Origin of the sequence: Curtobacterium sp. 1544 (assembly GCF_040544915.1) — a bacterium.
GTDB lineage: Bacteria > Actinomycetota > Actinomycetes > Actinomycetales > Microbacteriaceae > Curtobacterium > Curtobacterium pusillum_C.
In genome coordinates this window covers 58053-76354 of the sequence record NZ_JBEPKX010000015.1, presented here as the reverse complement: position 1 = coordinate 76354, position 18302 = coordinate 58053, and the positions used below count along the sequence as shown (strand labels likewise).

19 protein-coding genes are annotated in these 18302 nt (G+C 71.7%); 13 read left to right on the top strand and 6 right to left on the bottom strand.

What is annotated here, in order from left to right; translation table 11 throughout:
• Nucleotides 1-72: 72 nt before the first annotated feature.
• From ABIC61_RS10765 to ABIC61_RS10750, 4 genes are all read left to right on the top strand, one after another.
• Complete coding sequence (locus ABIC61_RS10765; protein ID WP_144757455.1) at nt 73-612, top strand: RNA polymerase sigma factor; 540 nt, start codon at nt 73-75, stop codon at nt 610-612.
• Nucleotides 602-1339, top strand: a complete 738-nt coding sequence (locus ABIC61_RS10760; protein WP_354029890.1) for a hypothetical protein — start codon at nt 602-604, stop codon at nt 1337-1339. Before ABIC61_RS10765 ends, ABIC61_RS10760 begins: the two co-directional genes overlap by 11 nt.
• 328 nt (nt 1340-1667) lie before the next feature.
• Nucleotides 1668-2207, top strand: a complete 540-nt coding sequence (locus ABIC61_RS10755) for an RNA polymerase sigma factor (protein ID WP_144757455.1) — start codon at nt 1668-1670, stop codon at nt 2205-2207.
• Complete coding sequence (locus ABIC61_RS10750; protein WP_354029889.1) at nt 2197-2943, top strand: superantigen-like protein SSL4; 747 nt, start codon at nt 2197-2199, stop codon at nt 2941-2943. The genes ABIC61_RS10755 and ABIC61_RS10750 overlap by 11 nt, the downstream gene beginning before the upstream one ends.
• A gap of 114 nt (nt 2944-3057) precedes the next feature.
• Here the strand turns inward: ABIC61_RS10750 and ABIC61_RS10745 are convergent, their stop codons facing one another.
• Complete coding sequence (locus ABIC61_RS10745; RefSeq protein ID WP_354029888.1) at nt 3058-3936, bottom strand: LysR family transcriptional regulator; 879 nt, start codon at nt 3934-3936, stop codon at nt 3058-3060.
• Nucleotides 3937-4017: 81 nt separating this feature from the next.
• Between ABIC61_RS10745 and ABIC61_RS10740 the strand changes: the two genes are divergently transcribed.
• Together ABIC61_RS10740 and ABIC61_RS10735 are read left to right on the top strand one after the other, a co-directional pair.
• Nucleotides 4018-5274, top strand: coding sequence for an MFS transporter (locus tag ABIC61_RS10740; protein ID WP_354029887.1), 1257 nt, complete (start codon nt 4018-4020; stop codon nt 5272-5274).
• Nucleotides 5275-5329: 55 nt separating this feature from the next.
• Nucleotides 5330-5941 carry a hypothetical protein gene (locus ABIC61_RS10735; RefSeq protein ID WP_354029886.1) on the top strand — a complete coding sequence of 204 codons (612 nt, stop codon included), beginning with the start codon at nt 5330-5332 and terminating at the stop codon, nt 5939-5941.
• A 240-nt stretch (nt 5942-6181) separates the two neighbouring features.
• On the opposite strand, the gene ABIC61_RS10730 is transcribed toward ABIC61_RS10735, so the two are convergent.
• On the bottom strand, nt 6182-7090 hold the full coding sequence (locus ABIC61_RS10730) for a cation diffusion facilitator family transporter (RefSeq protein WP_354029885.1): 909 nt from the start codon (nt 7088-7090) through the stop codon (nt 6182-6184).
• Between the two features lie 48 nt (nt 7091-7138).
• Between ABIC61_RS10730 and ABIC61_RS10725 the strand changes: the two genes are divergently transcribed.
• Together ABIC61_RS10725 and ABIC61_RS10720 are read left to right on the top strand one after the other, a co-directional pair.
• Nucleotides 7139-7864: a DUF4166 domain-containing protein gene (locus ABIC61_RS10725; RefSeq protein WP_354029884.1), complete on the top strand. Its 726-nt coding sequence runs from the start codon at nt 7139-7141 to the stop codon at nt 7862-7864.
• Between the two features lies 1 nt (nt 7865).
• Complete coding sequence (locus ABIC61_RS10720) at nt 7866-8843, top strand: epimerase (RefSeq protein ID WP_354029883.1); 978 nt, start codon at nt 7866-7868, stop codon at nt 8841-8843.
• Here the strand turns inward: ABIC61_RS10720 and ABIC61_RS10715 are convergent.
• Entirely contained in the window at nt 8812-9753 is a 942-nt protein-coding gene (locus tag ABIC61_RS10715; RefSeq protein WP_354029882.1) for an EamA family transporter, read from the bottom strand. The genes ABIC61_RS10720 and ABIC61_RS10715 overlap by 32 nt on opposite strands.
• Nucleotides 9754-9825: 72 nt before the next feature.
• Here ABIC61_RS10715 and ABIC61_RS10710 point away from each other — a divergent pair, with 72 nt between their 5' ends.
• Complete coding sequence (locus tag ABIC61_RS10710) at nt 9826-10740, top strand: LysR family transcriptional regulator (protein ID WP_354029881.1); 915 nt, start codon at nt 9826-9828, stop codon at nt 10738-10740.
• Between the two features lie 73 nt (nt 10741-10813).
• Here the strand turns inward: ABIC61_RS10710 and purB are convergent, their stop codons facing one another.
• The 3 genes from purB to ABIC61_RS10695 all read right to left on the bottom strand — a co-directional run bounded on the left by purB (nt 10814) and on the right by ABIC61_RS10695 (nt 13214).
• Nucleotides 10814-12199: an adenylosuccinate lyase gene (gene purB / locus ABIC61_RS10705; RefSeq protein ID WP_354029880.1), complete on the bottom strand. Its 1386-nt coding sequence runs from the start codon at nt 12197-12199 to the stop codon at nt 10814-10816.
• On the bottom strand, nt 12196-12708 hold the full coding sequence (locus tag ABIC61_RS10700) for a low molecular weight protein-tyrosine-phosphatase (RefSeq protein ID WP_097181947.1): 513 nt from the start codon (nt 12706-12708) through the stop codon (nt 12196-12198). The genes purB and ABIC61_RS10700 overlap by 4 nt, the downstream gene beginning before the upstream one ends.
• Nucleotides 12709-12815: 107 nt before the next feature.
• Nucleotides 12816-13214 (bottom strand): phage holin family protein, encoded by a 399-nt coding sequence (locus ABIC61_RS10695; protein ID WP_354029879.1) that lies wholly within the window; start codon nt 13212-13214, stop codon nt 12816-12818.
• 71 nt (nt 13215-13285) lie between these two features.
• On the opposite strand from ABIC61_RS10695, the gene ABIC61_RS10690 reads away from it, so the two are divergent.
• The 4 genes from ABIC61_RS10690 (at nt 13286) to ABIC61_RS10675 (ending at nt 18228) form a co-directional block, all read left to right on the top strand.
• On the top strand, nt 13286-14365 hold the full coding sequence (locus tag ABIC61_RS10690; RefSeq protein ID WP_354029878.1) for a histidinol-phosphate transaminase: 1080 nt from the start codon (nt 13286-13288) through the stop codon (nt 14363-14365).
• Nucleotides 14366-14388: 23 nt separating this feature from the next.
• On the top strand, nt 14389-15525 hold the full coding sequence (locus ABIC61_RS10685) for a thiamine pyrophosphate-dependent dehydrogenase E1 component subunit alpha (protein WP_144756949.1): 1137 nt from the start codon (nt 14389-14391) through the stop codon (nt 15523-15525).
• Nucleotides 15526-15611: 86 nt separating this feature from the next.
• Nucleotides 15612-16571 (top strand): alpha-ketoacid dehydrogenase subunit beta, encoded by a 960-nt coding sequence (locus tag ABIC61_RS10680; RefSeq protein WP_354029901.1) that lies wholly within the window; start codon nt 15612-15614, stop codon nt 16569-16571.
• A 40-nt stretch (nt 16572-16611) separates the two neighbouring features.
• Nucleotides 16612-18228 carry a dihydrolipoamide acetyltransferase family protein gene (locus tag ABIC61_RS10675; protein ID WP_354029877.1) on the top strand — a complete coding sequence of 539 codons (1617 nt, stop codon included), beginning with the start codon at nt 16612-16614 and terminating at the stop codon, nt 18226-18228.
• Nucleotides 18229-18302: the final 74 nt, after the last annotated feature.

The following is an 18302-nucleotide window of genomic DNA, read 5'->3' as shown; positions in this document are numbered from 1 at the left end:
GGATCACGTTTTCGCCGTCGTGCTGTCAGGATCGGGCCCGTGTCCGACACCTCAGGGTGAAGGAGGTGGGAAGTGGGCGTGACGACCGAGTCGGACGAAGCGATCATCCGTGCGATGGCACAGGGCGACAAGGGCGCCCTCGCGCGGGCGTTCGACCGCTACGCGGCGACGCTCACCCGCTACGCCTGGGCCCTCGCCGACGACCGGATGGACGTCGAGGAGATCGTGCAGGACGCCTTCCTCACGCTCTGGCAGCGTGCCACGACACTCGAGCTCCCCGCGGACACCATGCTCCCGTGGCTGCTCGTCGTGTGCCGGAACCACGCCCTGAACGCCGGGCGCAAGCGCATCAAGCACCGCGGGGACGAACTCCCCGAGAACCTTCCCGCCCCCGAGGACCACAGCGAGGCCCGTGAACGGCTCCGTTGGGTCCGCGACGAGATCGCCGCGCTCCCCGAGACCGACCGACGCATCTGCGAACTCTGCCTGCTCGAGGGCCGCTCGTACGCCGAGGCCGCCGAACTCCTGGGCCTGAGCGTCGGGGCGGTCACCCAGCGGGTCTCCCGCAACCGACGCCGACTCAAGAAGGTGGTGATGCACGATGAACACTGAGCCTCCCGAGGGAGACGACCTGCACCGCATGCTCGTCTCGATGAAGCAGAACGTCCTCGAGCGCGCCACCCCGCACCCGAAGCGGCGCCGTGTCCGCCCGGGCATCGTGATCGGCGTCGTGGGTCTCCTGGCGATCGGGACCGCGACCGGCGCCGTCGCCCTGTCGCTGTCGCAGCAGGAGCAGCCGACCGCGGCACCGACGCAGAGCCAGCAGCCCGAGCCGGCGCCGTCCGCGACGACGCCGACGTCGGCCCCGATCACGCCGACGGCGACGCCGACCCGGAACACCGTCGCGACGATCCCGACGACCTGCCGCGGGACGGTCCCGGCTGACGACTACGACCGCTTCTTCGGGGCCACCCCGTTGACGGAGATCGACCAGACCCAGGAGTCGACGGGGTCGGACTCGCCGGACATCCTCTGGACGGGTGGTTCCGCGGCGATCACGTGTGTGTGGGCCGATCCGAGCGCAGACGTCACCGGCCTCACGATGGACATCGGGACCACCGGTCCCGGGGCGGCCGAGCGGCTCGCGGAGAGTGCGTGGGACTGCCAGGAACGCGACGGTGGTCGGATGTGCCAGCTGACCGTCAGGGCCGAGCCGTACCCGGTCGACCAGACGACGACGGTCTTCATCCGCGACGACACGTTCATCGTGATCCGGCAGGCCGCCTTCCCGACCAGCGGCCTGCTCGGCGCCGTCGTCGGGGAGATCTGGGGGGACTGACGGCCTGGAGGCGCGTGGCGGGGACGACCCGTGCCTCCAGTCCGTCGGTGGGGAACCTCACACGACGCGGGCCGCGACGATGTCGCGGGCCAGCGTCCGGACCGCGCGGTTCGGTTCCGGGCTCGTCCTCGAGCTCGAGCACGACGCCCACCCCGAGGCCGGCCGACGCGAATCGCACCACCTCGGCGGCCGCGCAGCGTTCGGTCGAGGGCATCGCGCACCTGCTCCGGGACTGAGGACTGGCGCGACACGCCCGGGGTTACGTTTTCGTCGTCGTGCTGTCAGGATCGGGCCCGTGTCCGACACCTCAGGGTGAAGGAGGTGGGAAGTGGGCGTGACGACCGAGTCGGACGAAGCGATCATCCGTGCGATGGCACAGGGCGACAAGGGCGCCCTCGCGCGGGCGTTCGACCGCTACGCGGCGACGCTCACCCGCTACGCCTGGGCCCTCGCCGACGACCGGATGGACGTCGAGGAGATCGTGCAGGACGCCTTCCTCACGCTCTGGCAGCGTGCCACGACACTCGAGCTCCCCGCGGACACCATGCTCCCGTGGCTGCTCGTCGTGTGCCGGAACCACGCCCTGAACGCCGGGCGCAAGCGCATCAAGCACCGCGGGGACGAACTCCCCGAGAACCTTCCCGCCCCCGAGGACCACAGCGAGGCCCGTGAACGGCTCCGTTGGGTCCGCGACGAGATCGCCGCGCTCCCCGAGACCGACCGACGCATCTGCGAACTCTGCCTGCTCGAGGGCCGCTCGTACGCCGAGGCCGCCGAACTCCTGGGCCTGAGCGTCGGGGCGGTCACCCAGCGGGTCTCCCGCAACCGACGCCGACTCAAGAAGGTGGTGATGCACGATGAACACTGAGCCTCCCGAGGGAGACGACCTGCACCGCATGCTCGTCTCGATGAAGCAGAACGTCCTCGAGCGCGCCACCCCGCACCCGAAGCGGCGCCGTGTCCGCCCGGGCATCGTGATCGGCGTCGTGGGTCTCCTGGCGATCGGGACCGCGACCGGCGCCGTCGCCCTGTCGCTGTCGCAGCAGGAGCAGCCGACCGCGGCACCGACGCAGAGCCAGCAGCCCGAGCCGGCGCCGTCCGCCACGACGCCGACGTCGGCCCCGATCACCGCGACACCGGTCCCCCGGTCCACGCCGACCCCGAAGCAGGTCGCTACGATCCCCGCCGACTGCCGGTCCATCGTCCCCGCCTCGGACTACGACCGGCTGTTCGGCGAGACCCCGGTGACCGAGACGACCCCTGGCGTCGATGCGCCCGAATCGGACCTCGGCTCGACGTCGCTCTCGTGTGTCTGGCAGGATCCGCGCGCGGACATCTCCGGGATATCGATCCAGATCGGTTCCGGATCGCCGGCCCAGCTGGCCGAGGCTGTGCAGATGTTCCCGGACTTCGACGGGGGCGGCACCTGTGTGACACAAGGCCCGGGAACCTTCTGCCAGTCCCGCTCGACGCTCGAGGGGTACGGCGTCGAGAAGGCGTACACCTACTACGTCCGCGACACCACGTGGATCGTCATCGACCAGACGAACGTCCCGACCGACAACCTGCTCGGTTCGTTGAGCGAGACGATCTGGGGGGACTGACGGCCCGGAGGCGTGTGGTGGGCGACCCGACCTCCCTCGCAGGCTCGGTCGGCGCACCCGCGCAACGCTTCGCGTCGCCGCTGAGCGTGTGCGCCAGTCCGTCGGTGGGGAACCTCACACGACGCGGGCCGCGACGATGTCGCGGGCCAGCGTCCGGACCGCGCGGTTCGGTTCTGGACTCGTCCGCGTCGCGAGGCCGATCCGCAGCGGCTCCACCTCGTCCTCGAGTTCGAGCACGACGCCGTCGTGCCGGACGCCCGAGTCCGGGACGACGCCCACCCCGAGGCCGGCCGACGCGAACCGCACCACCGCGGGCATGTCGTTCATCTCCGCGACGATCCGCCGCCGGATCCCGAGCCGCTCGAGTGCCGTGTCGAGGATGATCCGGTTGCCGAAGCCGTGCGCCGTGTCGATGAACGGTTCCTCGGCGAGGTCCGCGAGCGACACCGAACCCCGGTCGGCGAGGGGGTGGTCGGCGGACAGGAACACCCGGAACGGCATCTCCCGCAGCGGTTCGACCACGACGCCCGTCGGGATCCCCGGCAGCCCCGTGTAGGCGATGTCGAGCCGCCCGGCCACCAGGTCCTGCACGAGTCCGGTCGTCCCGGACGGCGACGTCATGAGCTCGACGGCGACGAGCGGGTGGCGCTGCCGGAACCGACGGAGGATCCCGGTCAGATCGACGATGTCCATGCTCGTGAAGATGCCGAGCCGTACCCGGCCGCGGAGCTCGGCGTCGGAGACGGTCGCCAGGTCCCGCATCCGGTCGAGGGACTCCAGCACGGAACGGGCGTGCGGCAGGAGGTCCTCGCCGGCGGTGGTGAGCACGAGTTGCCGCCCGGTCCGGTCGAACAGCCGGACACCGAGGCTCCGCTCGAGCGAGGCGATGCCGGCGGACACGGTGGACTGCGCCGCCCAGAGCCGTTCGGCCGCACGCGTCACGCTGCCCTCGGCGGCTACGGTCACGAACTGTTCGAGCAGGCGGGTCTCCATCCTCCGAGTATCGACCGGATCGATGGTTTCCATCAAGGACATCCGTTGGACTCGATGGTCCGACAGCGGCACCATCGGAGCATGTCCACTCTCACCGCCCCGTCGCACACCGTCGAACCCGTGGTCGAGGCTCCCCGCGGCCGCCGTCCGCACACACGTCGTCGGCACGGCTTCGGCTTCTGGGCCGTGGCCTTCGCGTTCCTCTCGGTGATGGCCTTCGCGACCGTCCCGGCCCCGCTCTACGTGATCTACCAGGCGCGGGACGGCTTCCCGACGTTCACGACGACCGTGGTGTTCGCGGCGTACGGCGTGGGCGTCGTCGCGGCGCTGTACCTCGCCGGACACCTCAGCGACGTGCACGGACGCCGGCCCCTCATCCTCGTGTCGATCGCTCTCGAGCTCGTGGCCGCCGTGCTGTTCCTCCTCTGGAACGACGTCAGCGGGCTCATCGTCGCGCGGCTCGTGACGGGACTCGGTGTCGGACTGCTGACGGCCACGGCGACCGCGCACCTCGGGGAGCTCCGGGTCCGCGCGACCGGGTCCCCGTCGTCGGCAGCCGGTGCCGGGGTCGTCGCGGGTGTCGTGAACCTCGGCGGGCTGTCCCTCGGCGCGCTCGTCGGCGGTGCCCTGGCGGAGTTCGTCGGACAGCCGCTCATGGTGCCGTACGTCGTGTTCGTCGTCGCCCTCGTCGTCGCGTTCGCCGTGGTGCTCGCGGCGCCCGAGACCGTCGATCGTCCGTCGTCGCCGGTCGCCTACCGGCCGCAGCGGCTGCAGGCACCGGAGGGCAAGGGTGCCGCGTTCTGGGCCGCCGGCACCGCCGCGTTCGCCGCACTGGCGGTGCAGGGACTCTTCACCTCGGTCGCGCCGACGTTCCTCGGGACGACCTTCCACGTGACCGACCGGTTGGCCGCTGGGGCGACGACCTTCGGGGTGTTCGCTGCGAGTGCGGTGTCGCAGATCGTGTTCGCCCGGCTCGCGCAGCGTGCGCAGATCCGGCTCGGTATGGTGCTCCTCGTCGGCGGGCTCGTGATCCTCGCGGTGGCGGCCGTGCTGCTGCAGGTCGCCGGGTTCATCGGTGGCGGGGTGATCGCCGGCGCCGGTGTGGGGCTGCTGTTCCGTGCCGCGATCGGGAGTGCCGGGGCGCTCGTCGAACCCGCTCGGCGGGGTGGTGTCCTCGCCGCCACGTTCCTCATCGCCTACGCCGGGCTCACGGTGCCGGTCGTGGCCGTCGGTGCTGCGCTGCTCGTGCTGCCGACCCTGCCGGTTCTGCTCGGGTACGTCGTGTTCGTCATCGTCCTGGCGGTCGTCGCCGGGAGCCGGCTGGCCGCGCGCGCGTAGCGGGCCCGCTCCGTGACCGCCTGGAGGCGCGACACCGGTCCGGCATACTGGGCGCGTGTCCCAGAAGCGCAACCGTTCCGTCATCGCCGGGGTCGCGGCCGTGCTGGCCGCCGGCCTCGTCGCGGGCGGCGTCGCGCTGACCGCACAGCGCGGAGCCGACGACCCGGTGGTCGGCGGCACGAGCGTCACCATCACACCCAGTGCGACCGCAGGCGAGGGCACGGCCACTGACGGCACCGTGACGATCACCCGCACGGGGCCGGACCTGCCGGGTGGAGCCGTCCTCGACCGCTGCGACACGGGCAGCCGGCAGACCGTCGCACAGTACGACACCGCCGCGCTCGGCACCGTGGTCCTGCAGTGCGGGAACTCCGGCCAGGGCTACGAGCACATCCGCGTCCGCCACACCCAGGACTGGCAGGACGTCGTCACGGGGCACGGCTCCCGCGACTGGGACGACGCGATGCTCACCGCCGTGCAGACCGTGCTCGAGACACCACGTACGGGGTACCCGCAGGACGCCGGCGACGGCAAGGTCTGCTACTCGGCACCCGTGCAGTTCGACGACGGCTCGCGTCCCGGTGACGAACCGTTCGTGAAGGTCATCGTGTCGTCCACCACGGACCGCGTCATCACGGCGTACCCGACGCGCGACGACGGCTGCTGACCGGCGCTCCCCGGCTCGCCGCTGACGCAGTACGACATCTCCGACGTCGTACGACATCGGAGAAGTCGTTCGTTGCGGGCGCGGGATGTTGCACGGGCCGGGTTGCGACGAGACCGCTGTCGTACGACGTCGACGATGTCGTTCCGGGTCGACACCGCGACACCCGGGTCGGCACCGCGACACCCGGGTCGACACCGCGACACCCGGGTCGGCACGCGACACCCGGGCCGACCGACGGACCTACGCGTGCACCTCGTGCTCGTGCCGGCGGTGGGACGCGGGCTCGAGCTGGAACGTCGAGTGCTCCACGGGGACGTCGAAGTGCTCCGCCACGCACTGCTGCAGGTCGTCGAGGATCCTCGGTGCGTGCGCCGTCGAGAAGCACTCGTCGTCGACCACCACGTGCGCCGTGAGGTTCGGGACACCGGTCGCCACGAGCGTCGCGTGCAGGTCGTGCACGGCGATGACGTGATCGAGCTCGAGGATGTGCCCCCGCACGGCGTCGAGGTCGAGCCCCGGCGGCGTCGACTCGAGCAGGACGTTGGCGGTCTCGCGCAGCAGCCGGATCGCCCGCGGCAGGATGAGCAACCCGATCAGGATCGCCGCGACGGAGTCCGCCCGCTCCCACCCGGTCAGCATGAGTGCCACGGCCGCGGCGATGACGGCGACCGAGCCGAGCGTGTCGTTGAGGACCTCGAGCCGGGCGGCCCGTGACGTGAAGCCCTCGCCGGATGCCCGCAGCAGCACCGCGTACGCCACGAGGTTGCCGACGAGACCGATGATCCCGAAGACGAGCAGCGGCCCGGAGTGGATCTCGGCCGGCACGAACAGCCGCTGGATCGCCGAGATGATCACGTAGACGCCGACCGCGAGCAGGATGGCCGCCTGCGCCGTGGCCCCGAGGACCTCGGCCCGCTGGAAGCCCCACGTGCGCTGCGCCGTCGGACTGCGCCGGGCGAGCCGCGTGGCGACGAGTCCGATGCCGAGCCCACCCGTGTCGACGACCATGTGGCCCGCGTCGACGAGCAGGGCGAGCGACCCGGTGACGACCGCGCCGACGACCTCGGCGAGCAGGATCCCCGCCGAGATGCAGAAGGCGATGAGCAGCGCGCGCTCGGATGCGTGCCCGTGCCCGTGGTCGTGTCCCATGCGCAACATCGTAGGGACCTCCACCGACGACATGCCAGGATCGGGAGTGTGACCCGGTCACCCTACGAGTTGAGCATCTCGCCGGACGTCCTCGCCCGCCTGCACCCGCGGCTGCGCACGTACTTCGGCCCGATCCCGCCCGGTCAGGTCGGCCGCGGCGAGGGCGTCTTCGACGTGGTCGGCACGCCCCGCCGCTGGCTCCGGCCGGTGCTCGCCTGGTTCGCCCGCGACGCCGTCATGTTCCCGGTGTGGGAGCGGGACGTCCCCTTCACCGTCGAGAACCGGCCGGCTCGCGTCCGCCGCGGGTCGGCCAGCCCGGAGGCTGGGCCCACGCCCGCCGGTACCGGCGCGTCGCGGAGCGGCGGGACGGCCGAGCGGGTGGGGAGTGTCGCCGTCCGCGCGCACCGCACCTTCCGGTTCCGCTCCGGAGTCCGCACGATGGTGGACGCCATCACCGCCGAGCCGGAGGGGCTCGTCGACCACCTCGGTCGCCGTGGGCGCGTCAGCGCCCTGCTCCGGACGGAGGTCGACGGGCTCGGTCCGGACGCGGGCGCCCTGCGCCTGGTCTCCACGCGCGTGACGTTCCGTGCGCTGGGGCGCGAGGTGCGCCTCCCGGCCTTCGCGTCTCCGCATGTGACGCTCACGGAACGATTCGATGACGATGCCGACCTGCAGCGCGTGTCCCTGGTGCTCTCGGCGCCGGTCGTCGGCACGCTGTACCGGTACGAGGGGGCGTTCCGGTACGAGATCGCGCCGGACACAGAACGGGGATGAGATGAGCGACCAGAAGGGCCGCGCCGTGATCGCGGGGGCGAGCGGCTTCGTCGGGCAGCGCCTGCAGGACGCCCTCCGCGACGAGGGCTACGAGGTCGTCACGATCGGCCGCACCGGCGACGCCGTGTGGGGCAACACCATGCGCATCCGCGAACTCGTGGACGGGGCCGCACTCGTCGTCAACATGGCCGGCAAGAGCGTCAACTGCCGGTACGGGCGGCGCAACCGGGCGGAGATCATCCGCTCCCGGGTCGACACCACCCTCGAACTCGCCGAGGCGATCCGCACGAGTGAGCACCCGCCGCCGCTCTGGGTGAACGCCTCCACCGCGACGATCTACCGGCACGCCGACGACCGCCCACAGGACGAGCGCACGGGCGAGCTCGGCGAGGGGTTCTCGGTGTCCGTGGCGAAGGCGTGGGAGGACGCCCTGTACGCGGTGGACCTCCCCGGCACCCGACGCGTCGCGCTGCGGATGGCGATCGTCTTCGGCGACGGCAGCGCCCTCGTGCCACTGCTGCGGCTCGCGCAAGCGGGGCTCGGCGGCCCGCAGTACGACGGCCCGTGGTTCCCGACGCGCTCCCGGCTCCGGGCGGGCACGTACCACCACGACCGGCACACCCGCGGCCGGCAGCGGTTCAGCTGGGTGCACATCGCCGACGTCATCGGGGCGATCCGGTTCGTGCGCGACCACGAGGACATCGACGGGGCCCTGAACGTGTCGAGTCCGAACCCGTCGGACAACCGCACCGTGATGGCCACCATCCGGGACGCCGTCGGACGCCGGTTCGGGGTCCCGACCTGGCGGTGGATGCTCGAGATCGGGTCGTTCGCGATCCGCACCGAGACCGAGCTCGTGCTGAAGAGCCGGTGGGTGGTGCCGACGCGCCTGGTCGAGGCCGGGTACGAGTTCCGCTACCCGCACCTGCGCGGCGCGCTCGCCGGGATCATCGCGGAGCGTCGCCAGCACCGGGGCTGAGCACCGGGACCGGGAGGCCGGCGGTGGTGACCGGCAGCGGTCGGGGTCGGGCTGCGCGCGACGACCAGAGCACGGCCGCGACGACGACCACGCCGGCCGCGATCTCCACCACGTCCGGGACCTCGCCGAACGCCACCCACGACGCGAGCACGCCCACCACGGGCACGAGCATCGAGAACGGCGCGACGGTGCTCGACGGGTAGGTCGCCAGCAGTCGTGACCAGATGCCGTAGCCGACGAGGGTGGCGACGAGCACGATGTAGAGCAGCCCGAGGTCGGCGGTCAGGGCCTCGGCGGTGAAGGCAGTCCCGAGCGCGTCCCCGATGCGCGACGGCCCCTCGACGACGAACGACAGCACGGCCATCGGGATCGGCGGCACGATCGACCACCAGAGCGTCAGGTGCAGCGGGTTCGGCGCTCCGGCACGCCGGGTCGCGACGTTGCCGATCGCCCAGCCGAGCGCCCCGCAGAGCGCGAGCACGACGGGCAGCAGCGCCGCCGACTGGGCCCGGTGCACGGCGATCGCGGCGAGCGCGCACACCGCGATCGTCACACCGATCACCTGCCGCCCGGTGAGCTGCTCGCGCAGGAACACCCCGGCGAGCACGACCGTGAACGGCGCCGAGGCCTGCAGCACGAGCGAGGCGAGCCCGGACGGCATGCCCGACGCCATGCTCAGGTACAGGAACGCGAACTGCAGCACCCCGAGCCCGAAACCGACGAGCAGCAGGCGCCCGAACGGGATCTTCGGGCGCGGGACGAGCAACACGGTCGGCACGGCGAGCAGCGTGAACCGCAGCGCCGCGAGCAGGAACGGCGGGAAGTGCTCGAGCGCCAGCGCCGTCGCGGGGAAGTTGAGCCCCCACACGACGGCGACGACCACGGCGAGGAGACGGTCACGGGTACGCACGGGTCGATCGTGGCGCATCCGGACCGTACAGCACCAGCGAAGAGTTCCGAACCGACGTTGTAGGGTCCCTGCATGGTCGACTTCGACGTGCAGCTGCTCGCCGTCCTCCGCGAACTCGGCGAACGCGGCAGCGTCACCGCCGTCGCCGAGGCCACCCACCGGACGCCGAGCGCCGTGTCGCAGCAGCTGCAGACCCTCCAGCGCCAGGTCGGTGTCGTCCTGGTCGAACGCGTCGGCCGAGGTGTGCGGCTGACCGAGCACGGTCGGGTGCTCGCAGGCCTGGCCGGCGGGGTCGCGACGGCGATCGCCACCGTGGACGCCGAGTGGCGGGAACACCTCGGGGGAGCGGGCGGCCGCGTCGACCTCGCGGTCTTCCCGTCAGCCGCCGAGCTCCTGCTGCCGGGGCTGCTGACGCGGATGCGCGAGCACCCCGGGATCGAACTCGTGCTGGTGGACGTGGACGTCAGCGAGGACGAGTTCGGCCCGCTCGCCGCCGACCACGACGTCGTGATCGGGCACCGGCCGGACGGCGCCCCGCCCGCCGGACGGGAAGCGCTCGAGACCGTCCCGCTCCTGCGGGAACCGCTCGACGTGGCGCTCCCGCTCGACCACCGGCTGGCGCCCCGCGAGCGCGTCCGGATCGACGACGTCGTGGGGGAGTCGTGGATCGGGGTGCCGGTGGGCTACCCGATCGACCGGGTCCTCACGGCGATGGCGGCCGCGACGGACACCCCGCCGAGCGTCGGGTTCCGGACGATCCACCTGCCGGTGATCGAGAACCTCGTGGCGGCGGGGCACGGTGTCGCACTCGTGCCGCGGTACACCTCCGGCACGCGTGCGCCTGGTCGGTTCCACCTGGCGGAGCTCGCGGACGTGCGCGCGGGTCGCCGGATCGAGGCGCTCGTCCGTCCGGACCGTGCGGTCCGACCCGGGGTCCGCAGCGTCCTGGAGGCGCTGGTCGCCGAGGCCCTGGACGTCACCACCTGAGGTGGCGGGCCGACGCGCGGGGCGCGACCCGTGCCTCCAGTCCGACCTGCGGTCCGGCGCGACGCGCGCCGCGTCAGACGTCGAGGTGGTCGACCAGCTCGTCCGCGAGGCCCGTGTAGGTCGCCGGCGTGAGGTTCGTCAGCCGCGCCTTCGCACCGGACGAGATGTCCAGCCCGTTCACGAACGCGACGAGCTCCGCCTGCCCGATGCGCTTGCCGCGCGTGAGCTCCTTGAGCATCGCGTACGGGTCCTCGATGTTCGACTGACCAGCGGTGACCTCGGCACGGATGACCGTCTGGATCGCCTCGGCGAGCACCTCCCAGTTGTGGTCGAGGTCCTCGGCGAGGCGGACCTCGTTCACGGCGATCTCGCACAGGCCGCGGCGCAGGTTGTCGAGTGCGAGCAGCGAGTGCCCGAACGCGACGCCGATGTTCCGCTGCGTGGTGGAGTCGGTGAGGTCACGCTGCAGTCGGCTCGTGACCAGGGTCTCGGAGAGGGTGGAGAACAACGCCGTCGAGATCTCGAGGTTCGCCTCCGCGTTCTCGAACCGGATCGGGTTGATCTTGTGCGGCATCGTCGACGACCCCGTGGCACCCGCCACCGGGATCTGCGTGAAGTACCCCATCGAGATGTAGGTCCACACGTCGGTCGCGAGGTTGTGCAGGATCCGGTTCGCGTGGCGCACCCGGTCGTACAGTTCGGCCTGCCAGTCGTGCGACTCGATCTGCGTGGTGAGCGGGTTCCAGGTGAGCCCGAGCCCCTCGACGAACTCGCGGGACAGCGTCGGCCAGTCGGCTTCCGGGTCCGCGGCGAGGTGCGCCGAGAAGGTGCCGGTCGCGCCGGAGAACTTGCCGAGGTACTCGCCGCCCTCGATCTGGGCCAGCACGCGCTCGAGGCGGTACACGACCACCGCGAGCTCCTTGCCGAGCGTCGTCGGGGTCGCCGGCTGCCCGTGCGTGTGGGACAGCATCGGGACGCTCTTGAGCTCCTCGGCCATCCCGCGCAGCACCGTCAGCACGGCCTTGAACGCCGGGAGCCAGACCTGGTCGACGGTGTCCCGCACGGTGAGCGCGTACGACAGGTTGTTGACGTCCTCGCTCGTCGCGGCGAAGTGGGTGAGCTCCGCGATCGAGTCGAGCCCGAGCTCCGACAGACGACGGCGCACGAAGTACTCGACGGCCTTGACGTCGTGACGGGTCGTGGCCTCGATCTCGGCGAGTTCGGCGATCTGTGCCTGTCCGAAGGTCTCGACGACCTGCCGGAGCGCGGCCTTGTCGTCGACGCTCAGCGGCGAGGTGGTGAACATCGCGTGGTCGGTCAGGAAGATGAGCCACTCGACCTCGACCACGATGCGTGCGCGGTTGAGGCCGGCCTCGGAGAGGTGCTCGCCCACCGTGTGCACGATCGGGTAGTAGCGCCCGTCGAGCGGGCTGATCGGCTGCGGGGGAAGGGGGGTCATGGGGCTCCCTGACGGACTGCCGGTTCGAGTTGGCGGAAGAGCGCCCGGCAGGCCCGTTCGACGGTCGAGAGCACTCGGTCGAACTCGTGCCGGTCCGCGTAGTACGGATCCGGTACGTCGGTCTGCTGGGGCCAGGCGTCGTCGTACCGCAACAGGAGCGTCACCTTCGCGGCGTCGTCCATGGTCGGTGCCCACGAGCGCAGGATGCGTTCGTGGGAGCGGTCGAGTGCGACCACCAGGTCGAGGTCCGGGAACCGGTCCGGGTCGAACTGACGGGCGCGATGCCTGCTTCCATCGTATCCGCGTGCGGCGAGGGCTGCGATCGTGCGCTCGTCGGCGGGTTCGCCGACGTGCCAGTCACCGGTGCCGGCGGACTCGACCTGGAACCGGTCGGACATGCCGGCGTCGGCCGCCAGCTGGGCGAAGACGATGCCGGCCATGGGGGAGCGGCAGATGTTGCCACTGCAGACGAACGAGACCCGGAAGGGGGCGCCGGCGTCCGTGGTCATGGGGACATCATGACGCAGCGAGGTCGCGTCCGCGATGGGCGTTGCGTCCGTCGTCGGGTCCGTCGTCTGGCCAGGAGGCGCGGTGCCGGTCGCTTCGTCGGCGCGCGTCACGCGCGCTGACGGTTGAGGACCGGGCGGACGAAGAGCCCGATCACCCACGCGAACACGGCGAGCACGAAGGCGCCCACGATGCCCCACCCGAACGACTCGACGTTCAGCCCGAAGCCGAACGCGTCCGAGATCCCGGCGACGATGAGCAGCAGGATCGCGTTGACCACGAACGAGATGAGCCCGAGCGTCAGGATGTAGATCGGGAACGCCACGATCCGGATGAGCGTGCCGATCACCGCGTTGACGAGGCCGAACACGAACGCCACGAGCAGGTAGGTCAGCACGGTGGCCGTGGTGCCGCCGTCGCCGAACGGGGTGACGGAGACGCCGCTGACGATGAGCGTGGTGAGCCAGAGTGCGACGGCGTTGACGACGAGGCGGACGAGGAATCGCATGCACCCATGATGCCCTCCAGTGGCCGGGGACGGGCCGATGGTGGCCGGGGGCGGGCCGGTAGCCTGTTCTCGTGACTGACGAGCGCGTGCACATCCGGCCCGAGATCGCGGTGCTCCCCGCCTACAAGCAGGGACGCCAGGCCGCGGCCGACGCCTTCAAGCTGTCGAGCAACGAGAACCCGTTCCCGCCGCTGCCCGGCGTGGTCGAGGCCGTGCAGGCGCAGACGGCGTTCAACCGCTACCCCGACGCGACCGCCCTCGCCGTGCGCGCCGTGCTCGCGAACCGCTTCGGCACCACCGTCGACGAGGTCCACGTCGCCCCGGGCAGCGTCGCGATCCTGCACGAGCTCGCGAAGGCCACGTCCGGTCCCGGCGACGAGATCGTCTACGCCTGGCGCTCCTTCGAGGCGTACCCGGGTGTCGTCACGGTCGCCGGCGCCACGAGCGTGCAGGTGCCGAACCGGGCCGACGGCGGGCACGACCTCGACGCGATGGCCGCAGCCGTCACCGAGCGCACCCGCATGGTCATCGTCTGCACGCCGAACAACCCGACCGGCCCGGTCGTCACGGGCGCCGAGTTCGAGGCCTTCATGGCGCGTGTGCCGTCGTCCGTGCTGGTCGTCCTCGACGAGGCGTACGCCGAGTTCGTCACCGAGCCGACCGCCGTCCGCGGTGCCCCGCTGCTCGAGCGGTACCCGAACCTCGTCGTCCTCCGCACGTTCTCGAAGGCGTACGGGCTCGCCGGCCTCCGCGTCGGGTACGCCCTCGGCCCGGCGTACGTGCTCGACGCCGTCCGTGCCTGCGCGATCCCGCTGTCGGTCACGGCGCAGGGACAGGCCGCGGCGCTCGCCAGCCTCGAACGCGAGTCCGAGCTGCTCGCGCGCGTGTCCGAGATCGCTGCCCTGCGCGACCGCATCGTGACGTCGCTGCGGGAACAGGGCTGGGACGTGCCCGACGCGCAGGGCAACTTCGTGTGGCTGCCCACGGGCGAGCTGACCGCGCACGCCGCGGAGCGCTTCGAGCAGGCGGGGATCATCGTCCGCGCCTTCGGGAACGAGGGCATCCGCGTCTCCATCGGCGAGCACGAGGCTGTGGGAACGCTCCTCGAAACAGCACGCTCGCTTGTGGGGGACCTCCAGGCGGCCCGGTAGTCGCTGCCGCTACGCTGGCCCGCATGTCATTCCGCGCCGCGGCCCCCGCGACGACCACCGTCCGGCTCCTCGACCCCGAGGGCCGGTTCGTGGAGACCGACGAGAACGCCGAGTTCGCCGCCGCCGCGCGAGCGATCCCGGACGAGACCCTGCTGGCGATGCACCGCCGCATGGTCCTCACCCGTCGGTTCGACCACGCCGGTCACAACCTCCAGCGCACCGGGCAGCTCGGCCTTTGGGTCCCGAGCCACGGACAGGAAGCCGCGCAGACCGGCTCCGCCTTCGCCCTGCGCGCCCAGGACCACGTCTTCCCCTCCTACCGCGAGCACGCGGTCACGATGCACCGCGGCGTCGAGCCGATGGAGATCATCGCGATGTACCGCGGGCAGACGCACGGCGGCTGGGACCCGGACGAGCGCGGCAACACGCACATCTCCACGCTCGTGATCGGCTCGCAGACGCTGCACGCCACCGGCTACGCCCTCGGGCAGAAGCTCGACGGCGACGTGGGCACGGGGGACCCTGACCGCGACGCGTGCTCGATCGTGTACTTCGGCGACGGCGCCACCAGCCAGGGTGACGTGAACGAGGCGTACGTGTTCTCGGCCTCGACCAAGGCCCCGGTCGTCTTCTTCCTGCAGAACAACCACTGGGCGATCTCGGTGCCGGTGTCGGTGCAGTCGCCGACGCCGCTCGTCGACCGCCCCCGCGGCTTCGGCATCCCGAGCGTCCTCATCGACGGCAACGACATCCTCGCGTCGTACACGGCCTCCGTCGTCGCCACCGACCACGCCCGCAGCGGCCAGGGTCCGGCGTTCATCGAGGCCGACACGTACCGCATCGGCGCGCACACGAGCTCGGACGACCCGAGCCGCTACCGCGCCGACGGTGAGCTCGAGGACTGGGTCCGCCGCGACCCGATCACCCGCTCCGAGGCGTACCTGCGCTCGAAGGGAGCCACCGACGCGCAGTTCGCCGCGTTCGACGAGGAGGGCGAGGACATCGCCGCCGACGTCCGACGTCGCACGGTGGCCCTGACGGCGCCGTCGGTGGACGTCATGTTCGACAACGTGTACCGCGAGCCGCATCCGCTGATCGCCGAGCAGAAGGCATGGCTCGAACGGTACGAGGCCGGCTACGAAGGGGGCGCCCACGCATGAGCACCACCGAGCAGCTCTTCGACTACACGCTGCGCTCCCACCCGGGCGCCGGCGAGGTCCCGAGCGACCCCACCCCGACCCTGCCGATGGCCAAGGCGCTCAACGCCGGGCTCGCGGCCGCGATGCAGGCGGACGACAAGGTCCTGCTGATGGGCGAGGACATCGGCCAGCTCGGCGGTGTCTTCCGCATCACCGAGGGCCTGCAGGACCGCTTCGGCCCCGAGCGCGTGCGGGACACCCCGCTCGCCGAGGCCGGCATCATCGGCACCGCGATCGGCCTCGCCCTGCGCGGCTACCGCCCGGTCGTCGAGATCCAGTTCGACGGGTTCGTGTGGCCCGGCTTCGACCAGATCACGTCGCAGCTCGCGAAGATGGCGAACCGCCTGCCCGCGCACATGTCGCTGCCGGTCGTCATCCGGATCCCCTACGGCGGCCACATCGGCGCCGTGGAGCACCACCAGGAGTCGCCGGAGGCGTACTTCGCGCACACGCCGGGCCTCCGCGTGGTGAGCCCGAGCACCCCGAACGACGCGTACTGGATGATCCAGGAGGCCATCGCCTCGAAGGACCCGGTCGTCTTCCTCGAACCGAAGTCCCGCTACTGGCCGAAGGGCCAGGTGGACCTCGTCGACGGGCACGTGCCGATGCACACCACCCGCGTCGCACGCACCGGCACCGAGGTCACCCTCGTCGGGCACGGCGCGATGGTCGCCACGCTCATGCAGGCCGCCGAGCTCGCCGAGTCCGAGGGCACCAGCTGCGAGGTCATCGACCTCCGCTCGATCTCGCCGATCGACTGGGAGCCGCTGTTCGCGTCGGTCCGGAAGACCGGTCGCCTCGTCATCGCGCAGGAGGCCTCCGGATTCGTGAGCGTCGGCAGCGAGATCGCCGCGACCGTCGCGGAGCAGTGCTTCTACACGATGCAGGCGCCGCCACTGCGGGTCTCGGGGTTCGACATCCCGTTCCCCGTCTCCAAGCTGGAGCACTTGCACCTGCCGGACGCCGACCGCGTCCTCGAGGCCGTCGACCGCGCCCTCGCCTACTGACACCCTGACCGAGCTCGACCCGAACGCCGAAGGAGCCGACGTGGCCGCCGCCGAATTCCCCCTGCCCGACGTGGGCGAAGGCCTGACCGAGGCCGAGATCGTGCAGTGGCGCGTCGCGATCGGGGACGAGATCGCCGTCGACCAGGTGCTCGTCGAGATCGAGACCGCGAAGTCCCTGGTCGAGCTGCCGTCGCCGTTCGCGGGCACCGTCACCGGGCTCCTCGTGTCCGAGGGCGACACCGTCGAGGTCGGCAAGCCGATCATCCGGGTCGACTCCGACGCGTCGGTCGCGTCGGGTGCGCCCGTCACCTCGTCTCAGCCTGGAGGCGCGGCCCCAGTCGCCGACAGCGTCCCGGCCTCGCCGGACGCCACGGCCACCCCGCCGGCACCGCCCGCACCCGCGGCTCCGGTCGCGCAGACCCCGGCAGCACCCGCACCGGTCGCTGCTCCGGCACCCGCCGCTGCTCCGGCACCCGCCGCTGCTCCGGCCCCCGCCGCTGCTCCGTCACCCGTTGCTGCTGCAGCGCCGGCGCAGCCGGTCGCCGACGGCGCCTCCGTCGTCGGGACGGACGAGTCCTCCGGCGCCGTCCTCGTCGGCTACGGCTCCGCGACCTCGTCCCCGTCCCGTCGGAAGCCGGGCGCCCGCCGGGCCGCAGCCCTCGCGGCGGAGGCGAACCGTGCCTCCAGTGCGGATGCCGCTGCTGCGGCCGAAGCCGCCACCGATCCCGGCGAGGAGAGCACCGCCGAGGCCATCAGCGCGCTCGGGTCCGGGTCTGGGCGCAAGCAGACCACCGCGACCAACGTCCTCGCGAAGCCGCCGATCCGGAAGCTCGCGAAGGACCTCGGCGTCGAGCTGACCGAGATCGTGGCGACCGGACTCGCGGGTGAGGTCACCCGCGACGACGTCATCCGGCACGCGAAGCAGGCCAGCGTCTTCCGCAACATCGAGACGCCCGAGTGGGGCGACGTCCGCAGCGAGACGATCCCGGTCAAGGGCGTCCGCAAGGCGATCGCGACCGCGATGACCACCTCGGCGTTCACCGCGCCGCACGTGTCGCTGTTCGTCGACGTCGACGCGACCCGCACGATGGAGTTCGTCAAGCGCCTGAAGTCCTCGCCGACGTTCGCCGGCGTGAAGGTCTCGCCGCTGCTCCTCGTCGCGAAGGCCGTCATCTGGGCCGTCCGCCGCAACCGCTCGGTGAACTCGACGTGGACCGACCGCGAGATCATCGTGCACCACTTCGTGAACCTCGGCATCGCCGCGGCCACCCCGCGCGGGCTCATCGTGCCGAACATCAAGGACGCGCAGGACATGTCCCTGCTCGAACTGGCCCAGGCCCTCGAACAGCTCACCCTGACCGCCCGTGACGGCAAGACGACGCCGGCGCAGATGGCGAACGGCACGGTGTCGATCACGAACATCGGCGTGTTCGGGATGGACACCGGGACCCCGATCCTCAACCCGGGCGAGGTCGCGATCGTGGCGATGGGCACGATCAAGGCGAAGCCGTGGGTCGTCGACGGCGAGGTCCGCTCCCGCATGGTGACCACGATCGGCGCCTCGTTCGACCACCGGGTCGTTGACGGTGACGTGGCGTCGCGCTTCGTGCACGACGTGGCGTCGGTGCTCGAGGAGCCGGCGCTGCTGCTCGACTAGCGGGCGCCGCGCGCATTCGGGCGCGCCCGTCCGCTTGCGTTCAGTGAACAGGAATGGTCGAGTCGCGTCACGTG